At 69.2% G+C, this 22,054-nt stretch carries 20 protein-coding genes; 3 read left to right on the top strand and 17 right to left on the bottom strand.

What is annotated here, in order from left to right:
- Positions 1-108: 108 nt before the first annotated feature.
- Positions 109-1,281 (top strand): glycogen synthase, encoded by a 1,173-nt coding sequence (gene glgA / locus IM25_RS12335; RefSeq protein WP_006554286.1) that lies wholly within the window; start codon positions 109-111, stop codon positions 1,279-1,281.
- On the opposite strand, the gene IM25_RS12330 is transcribed toward glgA, so the two are convergent.
- The 10 genes from IM25_RS12330 to dapE all read right to left on the bottom strand — a co-directional run bounded on the left by IM25_RS12330 (position 1,268) and on the right by dapE (position 9,952).
- On the bottom strand, positions 1,268-2,161 hold the full coding sequence (locus tag IM25_RS12330; protein WP_033097296.1) for a putative RNA methyltransferase: 894 nt from the start codon (positions 2,159-2,161) through the stop codon (positions 1,268-1,270). The two genes, glgA and IM25_RS12330, sit on opposite strands and share 14 nt — an antisense overlap.
- Positions 2,162-2,245: 84 nt before the next feature.
- Positions 2,246-2,413 carry a DUF3117 domain-containing protein gene (locus tag IM25_RS12325; RefSeq protein ID WP_006554284.1) on the bottom strand — a complete coding sequence of 56 codons (168 nt, stop codon included), beginning with the start codon at positions 2,411-2,413 and terminating at the stop codon, positions 2,246-2,248.
- 151 nt (positions 2,414-2,564) lie between these two features.
- Positions 2,565-3,242, bottom strand: coding sequence for a DNA-3-methyladenine glycosylase I (locus IM25_RS12320; protein ID WP_232333317.1), 678 nt, complete (start codon positions 3,240-3,242; stop codon positions 2,565-2,567).
- Positions 3,239-3,697, bottom strand: coding sequence for a DivIVA domain-containing protein (locus IM25_RS12315; protein WP_033097295.1), 459 nt, complete (start codon positions 3,695-3,697; stop codon positions 3,239-3,241). Before IM25_RS12315 ends, IM25_RS12320 begins: the two co-directional genes overlap by 4 nt.
- A gap of 57 nt (positions 3,698-3,754) precedes the next feature.
- Complete coding sequence (locus IM25_RS12310) at positions 3,755-4,672, bottom strand: glucosyl-3-phosphoglycerate synthase (protein WP_033097294.1); 918 nt, start codon at positions 4,670-4,672, stop codon at positions 3,755-3,757.
- Positions 4,669-5,589, bottom strand: a complete 921-nt coding sequence (folP, locus tag IM25_RS12305; RefSeq protein WP_065996074.1) for a dihydropteroate synthase — start codon at positions 5,587-5,589, stop codon at positions 4,669-4,671. Before folP ends, IM25_RS12310 begins: the two co-directional genes overlap by 4 nt.
- A gap of 18 nt (positions 5,590-5,607) precedes the next feature.
- Positions 5,608-7,359, bottom strand: coding sequence for a long-chain-acyl-CoA synthetase (locus IM25_RS12300; protein WP_033097293.1), 1,752 nt, complete (start codon positions 7,357-7,359; stop codon positions 5,608-5,610).
- A 148-nt stretch (positions 7,360-7,507) separates the two neighbouring features.
- Positions 7,508-8,068 carry a TIGR00730 family Rossman fold protein gene (locus IM25_RS12295; RefSeq protein WP_019288053.1) on the bottom strand — a complete coding sequence of 187 codons (561 nt, stop codon included), beginning with the start codon at positions 8,066-8,068 and terminating at the stop codon, positions 7,508-7,510.
- Positions 8,062-8,865, bottom strand: coding sequence for a TIGR00730 family Rossman fold protein (locus IM25_RS12290; protein ID WP_006550564.1), 804 nt, complete (start codon positions 8,863-8,865; stop codon positions 8,062-8,064). Before IM25_RS12290 ends, IM25_RS12295 begins: the two co-directional genes overlap by 7 nt.
- A 10-nt stretch (positions 8,866-8,875) precedes the next feature.
- On the bottom strand, positions 8,876-9,952 hold the full coding sequence (gene dapE, locus IM25_RS12285; RefSeq protein ID WP_006550565.1) for a succinyl-diaminopimelate desuccinylase: 1,077 nt from the start codon (positions 9,950-9,952) through the stop codon (positions 8,876-8,878).
- 98 nt (positions 9,953-10,050) lie between these two features.
- Here dapE and dapD point away from each other — a divergent pair, with 98 nt between their 5' ends.
- Positions 10,051-11,004: a 2,3,4,5-tetrahydropyridine-2,6-dicarboxylate N-succinyltransferase gene (gene dapD, locus IM25_RS12280; protein ID WP_006550566.1), complete on the top strand. Its 954-nt coding sequence runs from the start codon at positions 10,051-10,053 to the stop codon at positions 11,002-11,004.
- 107 nt (positions 11,005-11,111) lie between these two features.
- Positions 11,112-12,449 carry an amino acid permease gene (locus IM25_RS12275; RefSeq protein WP_220577881.1) on the top strand — a complete coding sequence of 446 codons (1,338 nt, stop codon included), beginning with the start codon at positions 11,112-11,114 and terminating at the stop codon, positions 12,447-12,449.
- Here the strand turns inward: IM25_RS12275 and IM25_RS12270 are convergent.
- The 7 genes from IM25_RS12270 to IM25_RS12240 all read right to left on the bottom strand — a co-directional run bounded on the left by IM25_RS12270 (position 12,418) and on the right by IM25_RS12240 (position 22,030).
- Complete coding sequence (locus IM25_RS12270; RefSeq protein ID WP_232333316.1) at positions 12,418-14,034, bottom strand: substrate-binding domain-containing protein; 1,617 nt, start codon at positions 14,032-14,034, stop codon at positions 12,418-12,420. The genes IM25_RS12275 and IM25_RS12270 overlap by 32 nt on opposite strands.
- Positions 14,035-14,187: 153 nt before the next feature.
- Positions 14,188-15,441, bottom strand: coding sequence for a PucR family transcriptional regulator (locus IM25_RS12265; RefSeq protein ID WP_006550569.1), 1,254 nt, complete (start codon positions 15,439-15,441; stop codon positions 14,188-14,190).
- 172 nt (positions 15,442-15,613) lie between these two features.
- On the bottom strand, positions 15,614-17,044 hold the full coding sequence (locus IM25_RS12260; RefSeq protein ID WP_033097291.1) for an acyl-CoA synthetase: 1,431 nt from the start codon (positions 17,042-17,044) through the stop codon (positions 15,614-15,616).
- A gap of 57 nt (positions 17,045-17,101) precedes the next feature.
- The gene (locus IM25_RS12255; RefSeq protein WP_033097290.1) at positions 17,102-17,806 is read right to left on the bottom strand and encodes a hypothetical protein; all 705 of its coding nucleotides are present in this window, start codon (positions 17,804-17,806) and stop codon (positions 17,102-17,104) included.
- 49 nt (positions 17,807-17,855) lie between these two features.
- The gene (gene dapC / locus IM25_RS12250) at positions 17,856-18,968 is read right to left on the bottom strand and encodes a succinyldiaminopimelate transaminase (protein ID WP_071934566.1); all 1,113 of its coding nucleotides are present in this window, start codon (positions 18,966-18,968) and stop codon (positions 17,856-17,858) included.
- 22 nt (positions 18,969-18,990) lie between these two features.
- The gene (gene fdxA / locus IM25_RS12245; RefSeq protein ID WP_006550573.1) at positions 18,991-19,314 is read right to left on the bottom strand and encodes a ferredoxin; all 324 of its coding nucleotides are present in this window, start codon (positions 19,312-19,314) and stop codon (positions 18,991-18,993) included.
- A gap of 154 nt (positions 19,315-19,468) precedes the next feature.
- A complete protein-coding gene (locus tag IM25_RS12240) occupies positions 19,469-22,030 on the bottom strand; it encodes a bifunctional FO biosynthesis protein CofGH (protein ID WP_442971921.1) in 2,562 nt (853 codons plus the stop codon).
- Positions 22,031-22,054 lie beyond the last annotated feature (24 nt).

Here is a 22,054-nt window from a genome sequence, read left to right as displayed (position 1 = left end):
TCAACCTATCCCCCGACCCAGGCCGCCGCCAGCGAAGCGCGATCTCGACGCCCTTCGGAGTGTCGGGGCCGGGTGGCCGGAACCTGCGCGGCCCGCTACTTTGAGGCGGTGAGGGTGGCAATGATGACGCGGGAGTATCCGCCTGAGGTGTACGGCGGGGCCGGGGTCCACGTCACCGAACTCGTCGAACAACTGCGTCGACTGGTCGAGGTCGACGTGCACTGCACGGGCGCACCGCGCGATACCGCGTTCGTGCACTCCCCCGACCCGGCACTGCGCGATGCCAATCCTGCCCTGACGACCCTGTCGGCCGGGTTGCGCATGGCGCACGCCGCGGCCGGAGTCGACGTGGTGCACTCGCACACCTGGTACACCGGGCTGGCCGGTCATCTGGCCGCCGAACTCCACGACGTCCCGCACATCCTCACCGCGCACTCCCTCGAGCCCCGACGGCCGTGGAAGGCCGAGCAGCTCGGGGGCGGTTATCGCATCTCCTCCTGGTCCGAGCGCAACGCCGTCCGGTACGCCGACGCGATCATCGCGGTCAGCGACGGGATGCGCCTCGACGTGCTCGACGCCTATCCGTTCGTCGATCCCGCTCGGGTCCACGTGGTGCGCAACGGGATCGACACCACCGTCTGGCATCCGGGCCCGGCCGAGCCCGGCCACGAGTCCGTCGTCACCCGCATCGGTCTCGATCCGGATCGTCCGATCGTCGTATTCGTCGGCCGCATCACCCGGCAGAAGGGCGTCGGGCACCTGATCGCCGCGGCGCACCATCTCGACCCCGACATCCAGCTCGTCCTGTGTGCCGGCGCGCCCGACACCCCCGAGATCGCCGCGGAGACCGAACGGGCGGTGACCGCCCTGCAGGACGCCCGTGACGGGGTGCACTGGGTACGCGAGATGCTGCCCACCGAATCGGTCCGCGAACTACTCTCGATTGCAACGGTTTTCGTCTGTCCGTCGGTGTACGAGCCGCTGGGGATCGTCAACCTCGAGGCGATGGCCTGCGAGACCGCCGTGGTGGCGTCCGACGTCGGAGGCATCCCGGAGGTCGTGCAGGACGGGGTCACCGGGCGACTGGTGCACTACGACGCCTTCGACACCGAGACCTACGAGCGTGCGCTAGCCGATGCGATCGACGACGTCGCGCGCGACCGCGACCGTGCCGCCCGGTGGGGCCGGGCCGGACGCGACCGCGCTGTCAACGAGTTCTCGTGGGCGCAGATCGCCCGCCAGACCGTCGCCGTCTACCAGCAGGTGCTCACGACGCGCTAGGTTCGTCGGCCGTCTCGACCCGTCGCCACGAGGTGACGGTGACCGAGACCGTCACCTCGAACGGATCGGGCAGGGAGGCCAGCAACTCCGCACGCCGGTCGGACGTCACATGATGGGCGGACGGTCCCATCCCCGCGACGAGACCGAGCGCCTCGCACGGGAGTGCGGCCGTGAAGCGCACGTCCGTCCGTCCCGTTCGCTCGAAACGTCCCGACAGCGCGGACGAGAGCCGCTCCGTCTTCCGGTCGTCCACACTCACCATGCCGGGCAACGTGACCAGTTCGCGCAGATGCTCCGAGGTGGGTGTAGCAACGACGAGCGTGCCTCCGGGGACGAGCACGCGATGACTCTCGGCGGCGTTGCGGGGCGCGAACACCGACAGCACGTGGGTGAGCGATGCCGACTTCACAGGCAGTCGTTGCCACGCATCGGCGAGGATCGCTCCGGTCCGGGGATGACTGCGGGCGATGCGCCGCACCGCGGGCTTGGAGACGTCGAGCCCGATGCCGCGCGCCGCCGGCAGGGCGTCGAGCACGGACGCGAGGTACTGCCCCGTACCGGCCCCGACCTCGAGGATCGCAGTGTCGGCGGCTGCGACTACCGCATCGGTGTCCACCGTATCGGCGGTGTCGAGGCATGCGTCGGCCACCGCGCGCCGGATCGGGTCGTAGTGCCCGGCACCGAGGAAATCGGCGCGGGCCGCGATCATGTCGGCGGTGTCGCCGGTGAACGGCGTCGAACCGCCGGCGAGCAGCGACACGTAGCCCTGGCGTGCGACGTCGAAGCTGTGCCCGCGATCGCACACCACGACGTTGTCGTCGAGGTCGAGCGCGGACTCGCAGTGAGGGCACGCGAGAAGATCGATCACGTCGGCGAGCATCGCGCCTCCGATCCTGCTCTCAGGACGACACCGGGCCCCGCGCGCCGAGGAGCGCGGGGCCCGGAGTGCCCTGAGAGGGGCCGATCAGCTGGTGACACTCTTGAGTTCGTCGCCGAGTGCCGCAGCCTCTTCCGGCGTGAGCTCGACGACCAGACGTCCGCCGCCCTCGAGTGGAACCCTCATGACGATTCCTCGTCCCTCTTTGGTTGCTTCGAGGGGACCGTCCCCGGTCCGGGGCTTCATGGCCGCCATCCTCTGCTCCCTCCAAATCTGCACCCGACCGCCGGGCGCGTGGGTTACCGTGTGGTTGCATCGCCGGTCGCGGCGACGCGCACCTTCTCATTCTTCCCTATCCGGAATACGTGCGCGTAGCTGACTCCTGGGTAAGACACTCCTCCGGGTTCTACGAGTCGAGTGACACCCAGCACGATTCGAGGTGATCGTCGACCATTCCGGTAGCTTGCATCAGCGCATACGCAGTGGTAGGGCCCACAAAACGGAAGCCGTGACGCTTCAGCTCACGGGCCATCGCCGTGGACTCCGGCGTCACCGCCGGAATCTCCTCGACCGTCACCGAACGTCGCGCGCGTCGCGGCGGTGCGAACGACCACAGCAGCTCGTCGAGATCGGTGGACAGTTCGAGCACGGCCCGCGCGTTGGCGATCACCGCCTCGATCTTGCGGCGGTTGCGCACGATGCCGGAGTCGGCAAGCAACCTCTCGACGTCGGCCTCCGTGAAGTGGGCGACCGCCTCGACGTCGAAGCCGTGGAAAGCCGCGCGGAAGGCCTCCTGCTTGCGCAGGATCGTCAGCCACGACAGTCCCGACTGGAATGCCTCGAGGGAGAGCCGCTCGAACATCTCGTCGCGGCCGTGGAGCTGCCGACCCCACTCGTAGTCGTGATAGTCGCGGTAGAGCGACGAACCGGGACCGTCGACGGCCCACGGGCACCGCACGCGGTCGTCGGTATCGGTTACGGGCCCCTGCCCGTCGGTATCGGTTACGGGACCCTGCCCGTCGGTATCGACCACGGGACCCTGCCCGTCGGTATCGACCACGGGACCCTGCCCGTCTGCCGTCATCGTGACTCCCCCGTCGACTCCGACGAAGCCCGCTCGGCGACGTTCTCCCCATCGACGTCGGCTGCTCCGACGTCCTCTGCTCCGACGTCCTCTGCTCCGACGTCCTCTGCTCCGCCGCACTTTCCGGTGCCGTCGCCCTTTCCGGTGCCGTCGACCGGCGGCTCCTCTGCGCGGGCCTCGGCGTCGGCGAGGCGGACCCGCAGATCGTCGACCTCGCGGGCGAGACGATCGAGCGCCCAGTCGACCTCGCTCATCTTGTAACCCCGCACGGTCTGTTGGAACCGCAGGTCGCGGATGTCGGTGCCGGTGACGTCGGTGGCCGGCAACACCGTGACGGTGGTGCCCGGAGGCAGCGGCGCCAACGTCTCGCCCCGGCCGAAGACGGCGCTCGCGACGAAGAACAGCACCGCGGCGACGCCCGCCATCACGAGCACGTACAGCAGAACCGTGAGCATGCTCCGATCTTGGCACGAGCGGCCGACACCGGCCGGGACCGGTGCCGGACGGTCGGGTCAGCCGGTGACCGTCGCCATCGGGGGGCGGTCGGTGAGATCGACGGAGGTGTCGAACGGCACGAACGCATCGCCCTCCACCAGGAACTGGGTGAGCGGCGCACCCGAATCGGGGATCCCGCAGCGCGCGAGCATCGTGCCCACGATCTGCCGGCTCATCGCCCCGAGTTCGGACAGCGGCCGGTTGCGGTGCTTGCGGAGCCCGAGGTTGACCTGCGCGATCGCGTGGAGACCGAACCGGTCGTAGGTGTCGAGCAGCAACCCGATCTCCACCCCGTAACCCGGTGCGAACGGGACCGACTCAAGCAGTTCCCGCGTCCCCGCGTACTCACCGCCGAGCGGTTGCAGCACGCAGGTCAGCTCCGGTCGCAGTGCCGCGAGCAGCGGCCGTGCGACAAGCTCGGTGACGCGGCCACCGCCGTGGGCGTCCTCGCCCCCACCGGTGCGCAGCGGGCGCCGGTAGTACCCCTTGACGAGGTGCACACCGTCGCCGAGCAGCAGGGGTCCGAGCAGTTTCGGCACGAAGGCCGGATCGGGATCGATCAGATCGGAGTCGACGAAGGCGATGATGTCGCCGGAGGTCGCCGCGAGCGACCGCCACAGCACCTCCCCCTTGCCGGGGACCGGTTCGATGCCCGGCACCGCTTCCTCCCTGGACATGACACGGGCACCCGCCGCCCGCGCCCGGGTGGCGGTCTCGTCGGTGGAACCCGAATCGAGGACCACCAGTTCGTCCACGAGACCACCGAGCAGCGGGTGGATCGTGTCGATCACACTCGCGACGGTCTCCTCCTCGTTGAGGGCGGGCAGCACCACGGTCACTGTGCGGCCGGCCTTGGCCGCGATCAGCTCGTCGATCGCCCAGGCGGGCCGATCCCAGCTGTTGGCTTCGTTCCACGTGCGTGCAGGTGCACTCATGCCAACCCCCTCACCGTGCGCGCCGGCGGGCGTGTACCCGTGATCGCCGCGACCATGTCGACCACCCGACGTGTGGCTGCCACCTCGTGTACCCGGAACATTCGTGCGCCGGCCGCTGCCGCCAGAGCTGTCGCTGCCAATGTGCCCTCCAACCGGTCGGCGAGTTCGACTCCCAGAGTCTCCCCCACGAAGTCCTTGTTGCTCAGCGCCATAAGCACAGGCCACCCGGTTTTTACAAGAACGTCCACGTGCCGCAACAGAGCGAGTCCGTGATGGGTGTTCTTTCCGAAATCGTGGGTCGGGTCGATGAGGATCGAGTCGCTCGCGACGCCGGCGCGGGCGGCGGCATCCGCGGCCGCGACGACCTCCCGCACCACCTCCCCGACGACGTCGGTGTACCGCACACGGTGCGGGCGGGTGCGCGGGACGGCGCCGCCCGTGTGGGAGCAGACGATGCCGGCCCCGAGTTCCGCGGCGACCGCGACGAGCTCGGGATCGGCACCGGCCCACGTGTCGTTGATCAGATCGGCGCCTTCGCCCACAGCGCGACGCGCGACCTCGCTGCGCCAGGTGTCGACGCTGATGAGCACATCCGGATAGCGCTCGCGGATCGCGGCGACGAACGGCACGACGCGCCGGATCTCCTCGTCGCTGTCGACGACCTCACCCGGCCCGGCCTTCCCCCCGCCGATGTCGACGAGGTCGGCACCCTCGGCCACTGCGCGGTCGACGGCCGCGAGCGCCATGTCGTCCTCGAAGGTCGCTCCCCGGTCGTAGAACGAGTCCGGGGTGCGGTTGACGATCGCCATGACGAGCGCCCTGTCGGTGGCGACGGGGCGCCCGCACAGGGTGGACGGTGCCGGACCGGGACGGGTCACGGGGGTCTGCTCGTCGACATCGGTCGCGGGGCCGCTCATGATCCCATCCTGACATGCTCAGCGACCGGGCAATTCTCCTCGCGCGACGCCGTCGACGAAGCCGTCGAAGATCGGCCGGTAACCCTCGCTGCGACTCGCGAGGACGTACACCTCGTCCTCACCGGTCTCGCTGTAGCCCTGCTTGCGCAGATCGACCTTCCTGCTCTTGAAGGTCGTCGTGTACTCGAGTTCGTCGACGATGCGGACGAACAGCGGAACCGCGTAGTCCGGCAACGCGTCGTGCAGCGACTTCGCGAGCGCCGCTCCGTCGAGCTCGGCGCCCTCCTTCAAGGTGATCGCGGCCATCCCGGTGCGGCCGTCGGCCCCGTCGACCTCGACGCCGTAGACGACGGCCTCGGCGATCGTCTCGTGCGACGACACCGCGGCTTCGACCTGCGTGGTCGCGACGTTCTCGCCCTTCCACCGGAAGGTGTCGCCGAGCCGGTCGACGAACGCGACGTGCATCCAGCCCTGGTTGCGGACGAGGTCGCCGGTGTCGAACCAGACGTCGCCGTCGGAGATCGCGTCGCGGAGCAGCTTCTTCTCGGTGGCCTCGGGATCGGTGTACCCGTCGAAGGGTGCGCGGGAGGTGACCTTCGCGAGGAGCAGTCCGACCTCGCCCTTGCCGACCTTCTTCAACCGGCCGTCGTCGCCGCGACGTGCCTGGCCCGAATCGGGGTCGTACTCGACGACGGCGTAGGGCAGCGGGCAGATGCCGGCGGTGCGCTTCTGGTCGAGCGCGTTGATGAAGGCGATGTTGCATTCGCTCGCACCGTAGAACTCCGCGACGCGGTCGATACCGAAGCGTTCGGTGAACTCGTCCCACAGTTCTGCGCGCAGACCGTTGCCGACGGCGAGGCGGATCCCGTGGTCGGCGTCGTCCTCCCGCGGCGGCTGGTTGAGCAGGTAGCGGCAGATCTCGCCGATGTAGATGAAGGTCGTGGCGCCGTTGCGCTCCGCGTCGTTCCAGAAGTTGGACGCCGAGAACTTCCGGCCGAGCCCGAGCGTGGCGCCGGCGGCGAGCACCGAGGACAACGCGACCGTGAGGGCGTTGTTGTGATAGAGCGGCAGGCAGGAGTACAGGACGTCGGTCCGGCGCAGGCGCACGCCGAGGCTGCCCAGGCCCGACATCGACTTCAGCCACCGGAAGTGCGTCATGCGGCTGGCCTTCGGCAGTCCTGTCGTGCCGGAGGTGAAGATGTAGTAGGCCGTCTCGGACGCTTGCAGCTCCTCGGTGACTGCGGGATTCGACGCGTCGGCGTCGCGGGCGGCGGTGTCGAGATCGTCGAAGCGCAGCACGGTGCGGGCCTGCGGCTCGCCACCGAGAGAGTCGACGGCCTCCTCGCACTCCTCCCCGATCACGAGGGCGGCGCTGTCGAGCAGCGACAGGCTGTGCTCGAGCACCTCACCACGCTGGTTGATGTTGAGCATGCCGGCGGCCGCACCGAGCTTGACCGCGGCCAGCGCGACCAGCAGGGTCTCGGGCCGGTTGCCCATGAGGATGCCCACGACGTCGCCCATGCCGACACCGCGATCGGCGAGCACCGCTGCGTACCGGTTGACCTGCGCGTTGGCCTCGCCGTACCCGATGGAGACTCCCTCGAACCGGATGAAGGGCCGCTCCGGGTGACGCTCGGCGAGCTTCTGGAAGACCGACCCGATCGTCTCGCGGGCGGTCGGCTTCCGGGTCATCCCGGCTGCTCCGCGCAGCACGATGGGGAGATCGGTAGCCATCCGGGGCAGTTTCGAGACGAGTCCGGGCAGGGACACGACGGGGACATTGCCTCGATCGGATCGAGTGGTCACGACAGATTTCCTCACGGCGACGTTGGGGACGGGCGGGCTCGCTCGGGCGACACCCACGGCGTTCCCCCCAACTTACCGAAGAGTAGATAAGCGCGCGGCGAAGTGGAACACCTCAGACCGTCGCGTACGGCGCAGCGCAACGGTCGAGCGCGTCGGCGAGGTCGGTGGTGACCGCGAGACCGTCGAGTGCGCGTTGCGCGACGAAGCCGGTGTCGACCATCGACCCGAGCCAGCCGAGCAGGCCGTCGAAGTGGCCCGTGGGATCGAGCAGGACGACCGGCTTGTCATGCATACCGAGATACCCCGCGGTCCACGTCTCGAACAGTTCCTCGAGGGTTCCGATGCCGCCGGGCAGGGTCAGGAAGGCGTTGGCGCGGTCCTCCATGATGCGTTTGCGCTCGCGCATCGTCTCGGTGACGATCAACTCGTCGGCGTCGACGTCCGCGACCTCGCGGTGCACGAGTGCCTTCGGAATGACCCCGATCGTGTGCGCGCCGGCCGCGCGGGCCGCGTCGGCGACCGCGCCCATCATCGATACGTTGCCGCCGCCGGAGACCAGCTGCCAGCCCCGTCGGCCTATCTCGGTGCCGACAGCGGCGGCGAGTTCGAGGAACTTCTGGTCGACAGGGCCCGACGCGCAGTACACACAGACCGACAGAGCTTCGGTTACCATCCACTCCCGTTTCCGTACAGTTCGTTCTCGTCCTCGCCGCGATGCGCCTCGAGGATGATGTCCACCGTCTCCTCGACGCTGTCGGTGACGAAGAGGAGGTCGAGGTCGGCGGGCGAGATCTTGCCGCCGCGGACCAGGGTCTCGCGCAGCCAGCCCACCAGACCGTTCCAGTACTCCGAACCGAACAGCACGATCGGGAACTGCGTGATCTTGCGGGTCTGCACGAGGGTCAGTGCCTCGAACAGCTCGTCGAGCGTCCCGAAGCCCCCGGGCAGGCACACGAACGCCTGCGAGTACTTCACGAACATCGTCTTGCGCGCGAAGAAGTACCGGAAGTTCAGGCCGAGATCGACCCACTCGTTGAGGCCCTGTTCGAAGGGCAGCTCGATCCCCAGTCCGATCGACAGTCCCCCCGCCTCGCTGGCACCGCGGTTGGCCGCCTCCATCGCGCCCGGACCGCCACCGGTGACGACGGCGTATCCGGCGTGGACGAGTGCGGCGCCGAGCTCGCGGCCGATCTCGTACTCCTCGTGACCGGCCGGGGTGCGCGCCGATCCGAAGACGGTGACGGCGCGGGGCACCTCGGCGAGCGCACCGAAGCCTTCGACGAACTCGCTCTGGATCCGCAGCACACGCCACGGATCGGTGTGCACCCAGTCGGACGGGCCGCGGCGATCGAGCAGCCGCTGGTCCATCGTCGTCGCCTCGCGGGCGAGAGAGCCGCGCAGTTGCACCGGGCCCTGGTGCACGACCTCGCGCCGGGAGCCGCGTTCGGAGGAGGAGTTGTCGCCGGACATGGCGGCCACGTTATCGGGTGAGATAGGAGCGCAGAACGGAGGTCACCTCGGTGATCCGCCCGACCTCGACGTGCTCGTCGCGCTTGTGCGCGAGGTTCGGGTCGCCCGGCCCGTAGTTGACGGCCGGAATCCCCAGCGCGGCGAACCGCGAGACGTCGGTCCAGCCGTACTTGGCCCGGAACTTCCCGCCCGCAGCCTCGACGAGCGCCGCCGCGGCCGGGTTCGACAGTCCGGGCAGCGCGCCGGGTGACATGTCGGTGAGTTCCATCGAGATCGCGAGACCGTCGAAGACCTCGCGGACGTGCGCGAGTGCGTCGTCGGGGCTGCGATCCGGGGCGAACCGGAAGTTCACGTCGAGCGCAGCGGCGTCGGGCACCACGTTGCCGGCGACACCGCCCTCGATGTGCACGGCCGACAGTCCTTCCCGGTACACACAACCGTCGATGTCGACCGACCGTGCCTCGTAGCGGGCCAGACGGTCGAGCACGGGAGCGAGCTTGTGGATCGCGTTGTCGCCGAGCCAGGAGCGCGCCGAATGCGCCCGCACACCGTCGGTCGTGATGCGCACCCGCAGGGTGCCCTGGCAACCGGCCTCGATCTCACCCGAGGTGGGTTCGCCGAGGATCGCGACGTCCGCGTCGAGCCAGTCGCGCAGTTCGGTCTCGATCCGTCCGAGCCCGTTGTACGCGGCCGCGATCTCCTCGCAGTCGTACATCACGATCGTCAGGTCGTGAGCGAGATCGGTGACGGTCGCCGCGAGGTGCAGGAAGACGGCGTCGCCGGCCTTCATGTCGGAGGTGCCGCAGCCCCACATCAGGTCGCCGTCGCGCCGCGACGGCACGTTGTCGGCGATCGGGACGGTGTCGAGGTGGCCGGCGAGCATCACACGGCTGCCGAGTCCGCGGTTCGTCCGCGCCAGGACACAGTTGCCGTTGCGCACGACCTCGAAGCCGTCGGTCTGCTCGCGCAGGGCCGTCTCCACGGCGTCGGCGATGAGCGTCTCGTTCTGCGACACGCTCGGGATGTCGACGAGCGCGGCGGTCAGTTCGACGGGGTCGGCGTGCAGGTCCAGCTGCGGTACGGGCATACCTGCACGATACGAAACGCGCCTGCTCCTCAGACCCCGCACACGATTTTCTCAGGGGGGACACAGGCGCAGGACCGCCTCGCGTACGCTTCTCACCCGTGAGTGCACACGGAGCATCAGCAGTAGGCATCGCGAACATCACGGAGGACGGGACCGTCCTCGACACGTGGTACCCGGCACCCGCCCTCGGCGAGCCGAGCGAAACCGGAACGACGCGACTCGAGGGCACGGACATCCCGTCCGATCTCGCCCTGCTCGCCGGTCACGACGAGGCGCGCGAGGTCCAGCAGGTCGTGGTGCGCACCGACATCGCGGACCTGTCGAAGCCGCCCGTCGACACTCACGACGTCTACCTGCGCCTGCACCTGCTGTCGCACCGTCTCGTCCAGCCGCACGGGCTCAGCCTCGACGGCATCTTCGGCATGCTCGCGAACGTCGTGTGGACCAACTACGGCCCGTGCTCGCTCGAGAACTTCGAGACCGTGCGCTCCCGTCTGCGCATCCGCGGACCGGTGACAGTCTTCGGTGTCGACAAGTTCCCCCGCATGGTCGACTACGTCGTTCCGGCCGGTGTCCGCATCGCCGACGCCGACCGCGTCCGCCTCGGTGCGCACCTCGCGTCCGGCACCACCGTGATGCACGAGGGCTTCGTCAACTTCAACGCCGGCACGCTCGGCAACTCGATGGTCGAGGGCCGCATCTCCGCGGGTGTCGTCGTCGACGACGGTTCCGACGTCGGTGGAGGCGCCTCGATCATGGGCACCCTCTCCGGTGGCGGCAAGGAGGTCATCTCCGTCGGCAAGCGCTGCCTGCTCGGTGCGAACGCGGGCGTGGGCATCTCGCTCGGCGACGACTGCATCGTCGAGGCCGGCCTGTACGTCACCGCCGGTACCAAGGTCACCGGCCCTGACGGCACCGTCGTCAAGGCCGCGACCCTCAGCGGCGCGTCCAACCTCCTGCTGCGACGCAACTCGGTGAGCGGCGCGGTCGAGGTCGTGCCGAACAAGGGCAGCGGAGTCGAACTGAACGCGGCTCTGCACGCCAACGACTGACTCTGCACCCACAACAGATTCGGAACCGAGAAACTGTGAGTGAAACCCAGCGGCCCGCGTCCGAGGCCGAACATCTCGGGAGCGGCCTGAAGGTCCGCCATCTGACCATGATGGGACTCGGCTCCGCCATCGGCGCGGGCCTGTTCCTCGGTTCCGGAGTGGGTATCGCCGCAGCCGGTCCGGCCATCATCGTCTCGTACCTGCTCGCCGGCGTGATGATCATCTTCGTGATGCGCATGCTCGGCGAGATGGGTGCCGCGCTGCCGGTGAGCGGTTCGTTCTCGCACTACGCGCGCATCGGAATCGGCCGCTGGGCCGGATTCAGCATGGGGTGGCTGTACTGGTTCATGCTGATCATGGTGCTCGGTGTCGAGATCACCGGTGCCTCCGCGATCGTGCAGTCGTGGCTGCCGGGCGTACCCCAATGGGTGGTCGCGCTGGTGTTCGTCACCTTCTTCGCGGTGGTCAATCTGGCGAGGGTCGCCAACTTCGGTGAGTTCGAGTTCTGGTTCGCGGCACTGAAGGTCGCGGTCATCCTCGGGTTCCTGGTGATCGGCATCCTGCTCGTGTTCGGTCTGCTTCCGGGCACCGAACCCGTCGGCACCACGCACCTGCTCGGCGACGGCGACGGTTTCGCGCCCAACGGGATCGCCGGTGTCGCGGCCGGTCTGCTCGCGGTGGCCTTCGCGTTCGGCGGCATCGAGATCGTCACGATCGCCGCGGCCGAATCGAAGGATCCGGAACGGTCCATCGCGACGGCCGTGCGCAGTGTCGTCTGGCGGATCTCGGTCTTCTACCTCGGGTCGATCTCGATCATGGTGCTCGTGCTGCCGTGGACCGCGGCGAGCGGTGAGACCTCCCCGTTCGTCTCGGTGCTCGACATCGCCGGCATCCCCTACGTGTCCGGCTTCATGGAACTCGTCGTGGTGATCGCGCTGCTGTCGGCGTTCAACGCCAACGTCTACGGCACCTCCCGCATGGCCTACTCGCTGGCACGCGGCGGCGACGGACCGGCCTGGCTCAGTAAGCTCACCCACCACGGAGTGCCCCGCAACGCGGTGCTCGTCTCGGTGTTCTTCGGCTTCGTCAGCGTGTGGCTCAACTGGCTGCTGCCCGACACCATCCTCGGGATCCTGCTCAACGCGGTCGGATCGGCGCTCATCGCGATCTGGTTGTTCATCGTCGTCTCGCATCTGCGGCTGCGCCGCAAGTTCGAGCGCGAAGGCACCATCCGCCTGCGCATGTGGCTGTTCCCCTATCTCAGCTGGTTCACGCTCGCGATGCTCATCGGCTTCATCGTGCTGATGCTGTCCGACAGCGCGGCCCGGGTCCAGCTCGCGTCGACCTTCGTGCTGTTCCTGATCATCACGGCGCTCGGCTTGCTCTGGCACCGCACCCACGACGACAAGACGGTCAGCCACCCGTCCGATCGGCCAGCGCAGTGAGCACGAGCTCGGTGATGTCGAGCGGATCGCTCGTCCGGTAGCTCACCCCTCCGGTCGCCGCGGCGATCTGCTCGAGGGTTGCGGTGTCCACGTCCTCACCGAGTCCGATCGTCACGATCCGTACCGGCCTGGACGGATCGTTCTCGTTCGAGAGGACCGCGAGCAGTTCGTCCTTCGACATCGCGGAACCGTTGTCGGCGCCGTCGGTCACCACGACGACACTGTTGGCCGCGCGCGGATCGTAGCTGTCCTGCACGTACCGGAAGGCCGCGAGGATCGTGTCGTAGAGCGCGGTGGTCTCGTCGGCCGTACCGGCCATCTGCGCGACGAGCGAGGTGAGCAGGTCGCGTTGGGTACCGTCGTCCACCACCGCATCGAAGCGCCGGATCGGTGCCGCCACGATGTAGTCCCCCGTTGCCTCGGCGCGGTCGTTCGGCAATGTGGCGTAGTCGCTCACTCCCCCACCGAAGAACCACAGGCCCGCTGAGACGTTCCCGGGCAGGACCTCGTTGGCGGCGGTCGCGGCGCGCCGGACCAGTTCGATCCGACTCTCGTCGCCGAGATCACGGTTCATCGACGCGGAGACGTCCACCGCGAACACGGTGCGCACGGGAAGCGCCTGCAACGCCCACACGTTCATCGCCTCCTCGGCGACGGTCTCGTCGTCGAGTTCGAGCACCGGCACCGCTCCCGCACCGCGGCCGTCGGGCAGGGGTCGTCCGCCTCCGTCCCGGAAGCCGTGACGGGTCAGCCTGTCGAGTCCTTCGGACGTGTGCAGCGCGTCGGTCAGCGCCGTGGCGGCCGCCGCCGCGGCGTCGTGCCGTTCTCCACGCGCCGTCACGACCACCGGATAGTCCACGAGCAGCGTCCCGGTGACGGGTACCTCGATGCCCAGTTCGCGCTTGTGGACGCTGCGATAGGTCTCGACCTGCTGTTCGGTGCTCACCACCGTCCCACCATCGGCGACGGTCTCCTCGAGCAAGGTCGATCCGGTAGGTACCTCCTCGTCGCGAACCCCCTCCCGCTCGGCGAGCGGCGCCATGACGGGACGGACCGTGCCCATCGCGACGGGATCGTCGGCGGCCTCGGCCAGCACGGCGCGGATGGCACCTGCCGCGGGACCGGAGCGCAATGGATTGCCGAAGACGAGACCGGGATCGGACAGGGCCTCCTGCCAGTCGGCCGCCGGTTCGACGGTGCCCGGCGCACCCGCGATCACGAGCGGCGTGGTGGCCAGCGGTGTCGACACCGTGCGCACCGGGCCCGTGGCGGTCTCACCCGCCCACGACGCCCACCAACCGCCCGCCGGGAGCCACAGGTCGGGAACGTCGTCGGTCGCCAGTCGCGCCGACACCTCCCCCGGTTCCTGTTCGACGACCTCGAACTCCGTACATCCGGATACCGAGGTCCCCTCGATCACCGGTGCGAGGTCGGCGGTGACCGCCACGGTGTAGCGCTCGGAGTCGTCGCACCCACTCCGCCGCTCCACGAACAGGAAGGCGACGGATCCGGCCGCGAGGACGAGGATCACGGCGACGACGAACCAGCGCGCCCGACCCCCGCCCGGCCGTGCATCCCCACTCACGCCGCCACGACGGCTCGGCGGATCCGACTCGGACGGTCCGGACTCCCCCGCCATGCGTCGGCCCCCTCGTGCTCACTCCGGGTGACGACCCTCGGTCGCCCGAGACCGATGATATAGACCGGCACGCCTCGGGAAGCCGAATCCGACGCGATATCAGCCCTGTTCGGAGCTCTCCAGTTCGAGTCGTCGAGCGATCAGCGCCGCCTGCAGCTGGCGCAGTCCGGAGGGCCGGGTGGGATCGAATCCGGTGAGTTGCGCGACCCGCTTGAGGCGGTAGTCGACAGTGTTCGCGTGGACGTGCAGGGTCTTGGCCGTGAGCTGGCGGCTCAGGTCGTGGGCGATGTGCGTTTCCAGCGTCTCGACGAGTTCGGGTGATTCGTCGAGCGGGTCGAGGACGCGTGCGAGGTGACGGCGCGCCGGTCCGGGCCGCGTGAGCTGGTATTCGAGGGCCAGATCCTGCATACCGTAGGCCCCGACCGCACGGCCGAGCCGTCGCACCAGATCGAGCAGTTCGTGGGCCTGCTTCGCCGCGGTGGGCACCTCCCGGACGGGGGCGTGGACGAGAGCGATCGTGACGGACACGCCCGCGACGGTCTCGATGCGCTGCCGGAATTCCTCGATCGCCTCGGTCGAGGGCGATTCGGGGAGCAGGACGGTGCCGCCCTCGGGGCCGAGCATCGCGAGGTGGCGGCCCTCGCAGATCGCCTCGAGTTCGGTCTCGACCCGGCGCAGGGTGCGCCGCGCGACGACCTCCGGCCGCACGTGCGGATTGCGTTCGTCGGGATGTCGGGTGAGCGAGACCGCGAGCACGGTGTAGGTGTCGGCGAGCACCAGCCCGGAGCGTTGCGCCACGGCCGCGGCGTCCTGCCCGCTCAGCAGCGCGGCGACCAGTTCCTGCGCGGCGACGTCGCGTTCACGGCGGATGGCGTCGAGTTCGGCGACGAAACCGGTGGTCGCGGCGACGGTGACCTTCTCGAGCAGCGCCATCCACAGGCGGGACGCGTCGGCGACGGAGGAGACATCGCCCTCCCGGGCCCGATCGGTGACCAGCTCCCATCCGAGACGGATGCCTTCGTGATAGATCCGGAGCATGTATTCGAGCCGGAAGCCGGCGCGGGCCCACTGGGCTGCGCTGCTGCGCAGGTCGGCGAGTTCCGCGTCGGAGGGTAGTTCTCCGGAGTCGAGGAGATGGATCGCGATGCGCAGGCAGCGCACGGTGACCTCGGTGACGTCACCGCGCAGCGATTCACCCGGTCGCAGCGAACACGGCGCCACGTTGTCGGCGAAGTGCGCCACGAGTTTGCGAGCCACGGCGGGCAGATCGCGCAGCGGAACGGACGCGGGCTTCCCGTCCACCAGGAAGAGCGGAGCGTTGTCACCGTCCCCCCGACGATCGTGCCCGGTCACCCGGACCTGATCCGTTACAGACATCCCTCGAACCCCCATCGAAGTGAGTAGATCTACATACGGTGCAGTAGAGAATCCGCCTCGCAGTGTGACACATGCAACCCCTGTGACCGATTTTCCACGAAGTTCCGGTGACAGGAACCTGCCCGCGGGCGCCCCCCCACCGACCCTGTCAGCCCAGTTTCTTCTTCTGCACCTTGCCCATCGCATTGCGTGGAAGGTCACCCACCACACGCACCTCCCGGGGCCGCTTGTGCACGGAAAGCTGTTGTGCGACAAGGTCGATCAGTTCCGACCCGTCGACTTGGGGGCCGTCGGCGGCGGGCACCACGAACGCGACGATCCGCTGACCGAGGTCGTCGTCGGGCAGGCCCACCACGGCCACCTCCCGCACCGCGGGATGACCGAGCAGAACGGTCTCGATCTCCCCCGCACCCACCCGGAACCCACCGGTCTTGATCAGATCGGTCGACTCGCGACCCACGATGCGGTGGAATCCGCCCTCGTCGACGGCCGCCACGTCGCCGGTGACGAACCATCCATCCTCGGTCCACGCGGCCGCGGTGGCCTCCGGCCTGTTCAGGTAGCCGTCGAAGAGCATCGGTCCACGCACCTGCAAGACGCCGATGCTCTCCCCGTCGTGGGGCACGTCGCGGCCCTGCTCGTCGCGCAGGCGCGTCTCGACCCGGGCCACCGGCGTGCCGACCCAGCCGGGACGGCGCTCGCCGTCGACGCGCGTGCTGAGCGTCAGCATCGTCTCGCTCATGCCGTAGCGCTCGATCGGAACCAGTCCCGTGAGCTCACGCAGTCGTTCGAAGACCGGCACCGGCAGCGGCGCGCTGCCGGAGACGAGCAGTCGCGCGCCGCTGAGCGCGCGGGCGGAGTCCTCGTCCTCGACGACGCGTGTCCACACCGTCGGCACCCCGAAGTAGAGGGATCCCTGCGCTTCGGCGTAGGCCTGCGGAGTGGGCTTCCCGGTGTGGATCAGCCGGCTGCCCACCCGCAGGGCTCCGACCACACCGAGCACGAGTCCGTGCACGTGGAACAGCGGCAGCCCGTGGACGAGCGTGTCGCGCTCGGTCCAGGCCCACGCCTCGGCGAGCGCGTCGATGCCCGCGGCGATCGCCCGGCGGCTCAGCAGCACACCCTTCGGAGCGCCGGTGGTCCCGGAGGTGTAGAGCACGAACGCGATTCGCGCCGGGTTCGGCTCGGGCAGGTGGTGCCAGTCGCGGGCGTGCAGGCGGACCGGCAGGCTCGGCAACTGCGGAACGTCGGGATGCTGCACCTCCGGCGCCGGACCGAGCCAGGCCTGCGCGTCCGAGTCCGTCAGGATGTGGGCGAGTTCGGCGGGCCCCGAGTCCGGTGGCACCGGCACCACGGTCGTCCCGGCGAGCAGGGCACCGGTCACGGCGACGACGGTGGTCGCGCTCGGAGTCGCGAGCACGGCCACCCGATCGGCGCGCGCCACCCGCGCCGCGACGGCGGTGGCCGCGCCGAGCAGACCGCTGCGGGAGAAGGTGTGGCCGTCGATACGGACGACGTCCGGGAGATCGTCGCCGCGCGCGACGGCCAGCGGATTCAGCGAACGAAGCAGTGCAGACACGACAGCCACGATTCCATATCGATGCCGCAGCCTCGCGGGGGCGGTCGGGTGTGGCGGTCAGGTGTGGATGTCGCCGCGCGCCGCGGACATCGATGTCCGCGCCAGATGTGCCGGGGGAAGCACGGTGGCCAGGACCGCGCCCAGCAGCATTCCGATGAGGACGGCCACGCCGTGCGCATCGCCCGCGATCACGAGGACCACACCGAGAAGGAAGGTCGCCGCGGAGGCGACGAGCAGCGAGCGTGTCGCTCCGACGACCGGCCACAGTCCCGCGAGAGTCGCGGCCGCCGCGAGCGTCGCGCCGGTTGTTCCCGCGCCGTCGGACGGGAAGACGAAGGTGGTGAACAACCCCCACAGCACCTGGCCGACCAGGAACAACCCGAGTGCGCGGTACCACCCCCACACCCGCACGATCGCGATGGCGACCACCGCGAGCAACAGCAGGTTCACGACGGTGAGGAGCACGCCGCCGTCCTCGATCAGACCTGCGGTGAGGACACGCCACCACTCCCCCGAGTCCCGGGTGCGGACCGGCTGCCGCCGGAAGACGTCGAGCAGTCCCGGGAAGACCAGTCGCGCGAGCGAGGCCACCGCGACCACCGACCACAGGATCGTCGCCGCGACCGGCGGAGGCCACCAGAACGATCGCGTCGTCGCGTGCGCGGAACTTCCCGCATGGGAGCGTGACGCGCTCACCGCAGCGATGGCCACCACGGCGACGTAGAGCACCCACAGCAGCGGATCCTCACCGGACGAACTCACGGGGCCAATCTACCGGCGAGCTGCTCGCCGAGCGGTGCGCCGGCGCGCTCTATCGGCGCAGTCGGGCAGCGGCGGCGTCGATGGCGTCGTCGGTCGCGGTGAGCGCGATCCGGACGTGCAGGACACCTCCGGGACCGTAGAACTCGCCGGGTGCGACGAGGATGCCGCGGTCGGCGAACCAGTCGACGGTCGCGCGGCATCCCTCACCGCGCGTCGCCCACAGGTACAGGCCCGCCTCCGAATGGTCGACGGTGAAGCCGGCGCCGCGCACGGCCTCGAGGAGCACCTCGCGACGCTTGCGGTACTTCTCGCGCTGCGCGTTCTCGTGTTCGTCGTCGTTCAGTGCCGCGGTCATCGCGGCCTGGATCGGCAGCGGCAGCATCATCCCGGAGTGCTTACGGACCTCGAGCAGGTCGGCGACGAGGTCGGCGTCGCCGGTGACGAAACCGGCCCGGTAGCTCGCGAGATTGGAGGTCTTCGACAGCGAGTGCACCGCGAGGAGGTTGGTGTGGTCGCCCCCGCACACGTTCGGGTGCAGGATCGACAGGGCCTCACACTCCCAGGTGAGCCCGAGATAACACTCGTCGGAGACGACGATCGCGTTGCGGCTGCGCGCCCAGTCGACGACCTTGCGCAGGTGGTCGGGTCCGAGCACCTTGCCGGTGGGGTTCGACGGCGAGTTCACGAAGACCAGCGACGCGACCTCGGGGCCGAGGCGGGTCAGCCCGTCGGCGCGGATGATGCGGGCACCGGCGAGCAGCCCGCCCACCTCGTAGGTCGGGTACGCCAGTTCGGGGATCACGACGAGATCGTCGGCACCGAGGCCGAGCAGCGACGGCAGCCAGGCGATCATCTCCTTGGTGCCGATCGCCGGCAGGATCGCCGAGTCGTCGAGACCGGTGATGCCGTAGCGACGTTCGAGCGCACCCACGGCCGCCCGCCGCAGTTCGGCGGTGCCGTGCGTGGTCGGGTAGCCCGGCTCCTCCGCGACGGAGACGAGCGCCTCCCGGATCACGGGGGCGACCGGGTCGACCGGTGTGCCCACCGACAGGTTGACGATGCCGTCGGGATGCGCCGCTGCCTTCGTTTTCGCGTCGGTCAGGGAATCCCAGGGGAAGTCCGGCAGGCTCTTCGCCACCGAACGGCGGACACGCGTGCTCACGAAAGTTCCACCGGTCCGTTCGTCACTCTTCGCCCATGGGAGGGAGATTCTTGACGAACGGCGGGTCGTAGTCGACCTTGCCGAGCTTCGCGGCGCCCCCGGGCGAGCCGAGATCGTTGAAGAAGTCGACGTTGGCCTTGACGTACTCGGACCACTCGTCCGGGACGTCGTCCTCGTAGAAGATCGCTTCGACGGGGCACACGGGCTCGCACGCACCGCAGTCGACGCACTCGTCGGGGTGGATGTACAGCATGCGACCGCCCTCGTAGATGCAGTCGACGGGGCACTCCTCGATGCATGCCTTGTCCAACACGTCCACGCACGGTTCCGCAATCGTGTACGTCACTGCTGTTCTCCCTGCCTCTCTGTAAGCCCGCCGACCTGCGCGGTCTCGCCCGAGCGGGCACCCTCGGCGCCCACGGTCCTCCAGTATCCCCCGTGCCCGTGCCACACACCGGAGTAAGGGTCCCCTACTTCAGAGTGCAGACCGTCGAGGCGGGTCAGCCCGCGGTGACCGGGAGCTCGATCGGCGTGTACGCGGTGGTCCGTTGGCGCGCCGGCCGCCCGATGCCCTCGGCGATCGCGACCAGTTCGGCGACGGTCTTCTCCGAACCGTGCTGCGAGCCCGCCATGCGCGAGATCGTCTCCTCCATGAGCGTGCCGCCGAGATCGTTCGCCCCGCCCTCGAGCATGGCCTGCGTCCCGGCGACACCCAGCTTGACCCAGCTGGTCTGGATGTTGTCGATCCGGCCGTGCAGCATGACCCGGGCGAGGGCGTGCGCGGCACGGTTGTCGCGCATGGTCGGGCCGGGACGCGACGCGCCGGCCAGATACAGCGGCGACGACTGGTGCACGAAGGGCAACAGCACGAACTCGGTGAATCCGCCCGTGCGGTCCTGGATCCCGCGGATCACCTCGAGGTGGCCGACCCAGTGGTGCGGCTGGTCGACGTGCCCGTACATCATCGTCGAGCTCGATCGCAGGCCCACCTCGTGCGCGGTGGTCACCACCTCGATCCACTCGGCGGTCGGGAGCTTGCCCTTCGTGAGCACCCACCGCACCTCGTCGTCGAGGATCTCCGCGGCGGTGCCCGGGATGGTGTCGAGCCCGGCCTCACGCAGTTCGGTGAGCCAGTCCCGGATCGACGTGCCGCTGCGCGCGACACCGTTGACGATCTCCATCGGCGAGAACGCGTGGACGTGCATCGACGGCACCCGCGCCTTGACGGCGCGGACGAGATCGGCGTAGCCGGTCACCGGCAGTTCCGGATCGATACCGCCCTGCATGCACACCTCGGTGGCGCCGGCGACGTGCGCCTCCCACGCCCGGTCGGCGACCTCGCTCGCCGAGAGGGTGAACGCGTCGGCGTCGCCCTTGCGCTGCGCGAAGGCGCAGAACCGGCAGCCGGTGTAGCAGATGTTGGTGAAGTTGATGTTCCGGTTGACGACATAGGTGACGTCGTCGCCGACGGTGTCGCGGCGCAGCTGGTCGGCGAGCGCCACGAGTGCTTCGAGACCGGCGCCGTCGGCGTTGGCGAGGGCGATGTACTCCGCTTCGGTGCAACCGCCCGGATCCCGTTCGGCGGAGCGCAGCGCCGAGAGCACGTCGCTGTCGAGCCGCACCGGTGCTGAGGCGCCCAGCTGGAGCACCTGTTCGCGGACGGTCTCCCAGTCGCCGAAAGCGCTCCCGAGATCGGACCGGTGCTCGGTGTTGCGTCCGGTCACGTCGATCTCGGAGTTCAGATCGACGCGACCCGACGACTCCCAGTCGATGTCGGGTTCCTGCCAGGGCAGTCCGGACGGGATCACCTCGCGCGCGAGGCCCGTGGCCGGATCGGCGAGGGCGTGCACGTGCGCGGTGATGCGCGGATCGATCCACGGCTGCCCGGCGAGCACGTACTTCGGCTGCGCGGCGATCCGCTCGGTGAGCTCGAAGCCGGCCTCGGAGCTCAGGCGCGCCAGGGTGTCGAGATTCGGCCAGGGCCGTTCGGGGTTGACGTGATCGGGCGTCAACGGCGAGACACCACCCCAGTCGTCGACCCCCGCCCCGAGCAGCGCGCGGCACTCGTCGAGCGAGACGAGATTCGGCGGGGCCTGGATGCGCATTCCCGGCCCGAGGACGAGCCGCGCGACGGCGATCGCGGCGAGGAACTCGTCGAGATCGGCGTCGTCGTGCTCGCGCATCGCGGTGTCGTCCTTGGCGCGGAAGTTCTGGACGATTACTTCCTGGATATGACCGAATGCCTTGTGCGACTTACGGATCACGTGGATCGATTCGGCACGCTCGGTGAAGTCCTCACCGATGCCGACGAGGATGCCGGTGGTGAACGGCACCGCGAGTCGGCCCGCGTCGGTGAGCACCCGCAGCCGCACCGCCGGATCCTTGTCGGGGCTGCCGTAGTGGCACTGCCCCTTCTCGGTGAACAACCGTTCGGAGGTGGTCTCGAGCATCATGCCCATCGACGGGGCGACCGGCTTCAGCCGCGAGATCTCGGCCCAGCTCATCACCCCGGGATTGAGGTGCGGCAGCAGACCGGTCTCCTCGAGGACGCGGATCGCCATCGCTCGCACGTAGTCGAGGGTGGAATCGTAGCCGCGCTCGTCGAGCCACTGCTTCGCTTCGGGCCACCGGTCCTCGGGCCGGTCGCCGAGTGTGAACAAGGCTTCCTTGCAACCCAGTTCGGCTCCCTGACGGGCGATCTCGAGGATCTCGTCGGGTTCGAGATACATGCCGTGCCCCTCGGCGCGGAGCTTGCCGGGGACGGTGACGAAGGTGCAGTAGTGGCATCGGTCCCGGCACAGCCGGGTGATGGGGACGAAGACCTTGCGCGAATAGGTGACCGTGCCGGGTCGACCCTCCGCGAGAAGGCCGGCATCGCGCACCCGCGCCGCCGACGCACAGAGATCCTCGAGATCGGCACCCCGGGCCTGCAGCAGGACCGCCGCTTCGTCGACGTTCAGTGCGACCCCGTCGCGAGCCCGACGCAACGCTCGACGCATTCCCGAGGGAGTCGCCGTGGATCGGTGCGCAGCGCCGGGACGCACGGTGGGGGTCGGGAGCATCGCGGACTGCGGGGTGTCGTCTGC

This window comes from Rhodococcus sp. p52 (assembly GCF_000763325.2).
Taxonomy (GTDB): domain Bacteria; phylum Actinomycetota; class Actinomycetes; order Mycobacteriales; family Mycobacteriaceae; genus Rhodococcus; species Rhodococcus pyridinivorans.
Note: the sequence above shows the minus strand (reverse complement) of the source record. Positions and strands in the feature narration are given on the sequence as shown.

What these genes read in the sequence shown, in the direction of transcription:
- IM25_RS12330 (WP_033097296.1), bottom strand. Translation starts at nt 2,161, where the DNA reads ATGCTCGCCGACGTGATCGATCTTCTCGCGTGCCCTCACTGCGAGTCC.
- IM25_RS12325 (WP_006554284.1), bottom strand. Translation starts at nt 2,413, where the DNA reads ATGGCGGCCATGAAGCCCCGGACCGGGGACGGTCCCCTCGAAGCAACC.
- IM25_RS12320 (WP_232333317.1), bottom strand. Translation starts at nt 3,242, where the DNA reads ATGACGGCAGACGGGCAGGGTCCCGTGGTCGATACCGACGGGCAGGGT.
- IM25_RS12315 (WP_033097295.1), bottom strand. Translation starts at nt 3,697, where the DNA reads ATGCTCACGGTTCTGCTGTACGTGCTCGTGATGGCGGGCGTCGCCGCG.
- IM25_RS12310 (WP_033097294.1), bottom strand. Translation starts at nt 4,672, where the DNA reads ATGAGTGCACCTGCACGCACGTGGAACGAAGCCAACAGCTGGGATCGG.
- folP (WP_065996074.1), bottom strand. Translation starts at nt 5,589, where the DNA reads ATGAGCGGCCCCGCGACCGATGTCGACGAGCAGACCCCCGTGACCCGT.
- IM25_RS12295 (WP_019288053.1), bottom strand. Translation starts at nt 8,068, where the DNA reads ATGGTAACCGAAGCTCTGTCGGTCTGTGTGTACTGCGCGTCGGGCCCT.
- IM25_RS12290 (WP_006550564.1), bottom strand. Translation starts at nt 8,865, where the DNA reads ATGTCCGGCGACAACTCCTCCTCCGAACGCGGCTCCCGGCGCGAGGTC.
- dapE (WP_006550565.1), bottom strand. Translation starts at nt 9,952, where the DNA reads ATGCCCGTACCGCAGCTGGACCTGCACGCCGACCCCGTCGAACTGACC.
- IM25_RS12275 (WP_220577881.1), top strand. Translation starts at nt 11,112, where the DNA reads ATGATGGGACTCGGCTCCGCCATCGGCGCGGGCCTGTTCCTCGGTTCC.
- IM25_RS12240 (WP_442971921.1), bottom strand. Translation starts at nt 22,030, where the DNA reads ATGCTCCCGACCCCCACCGTGCGTCCCGGCGCTGCGCACCGATCCACG.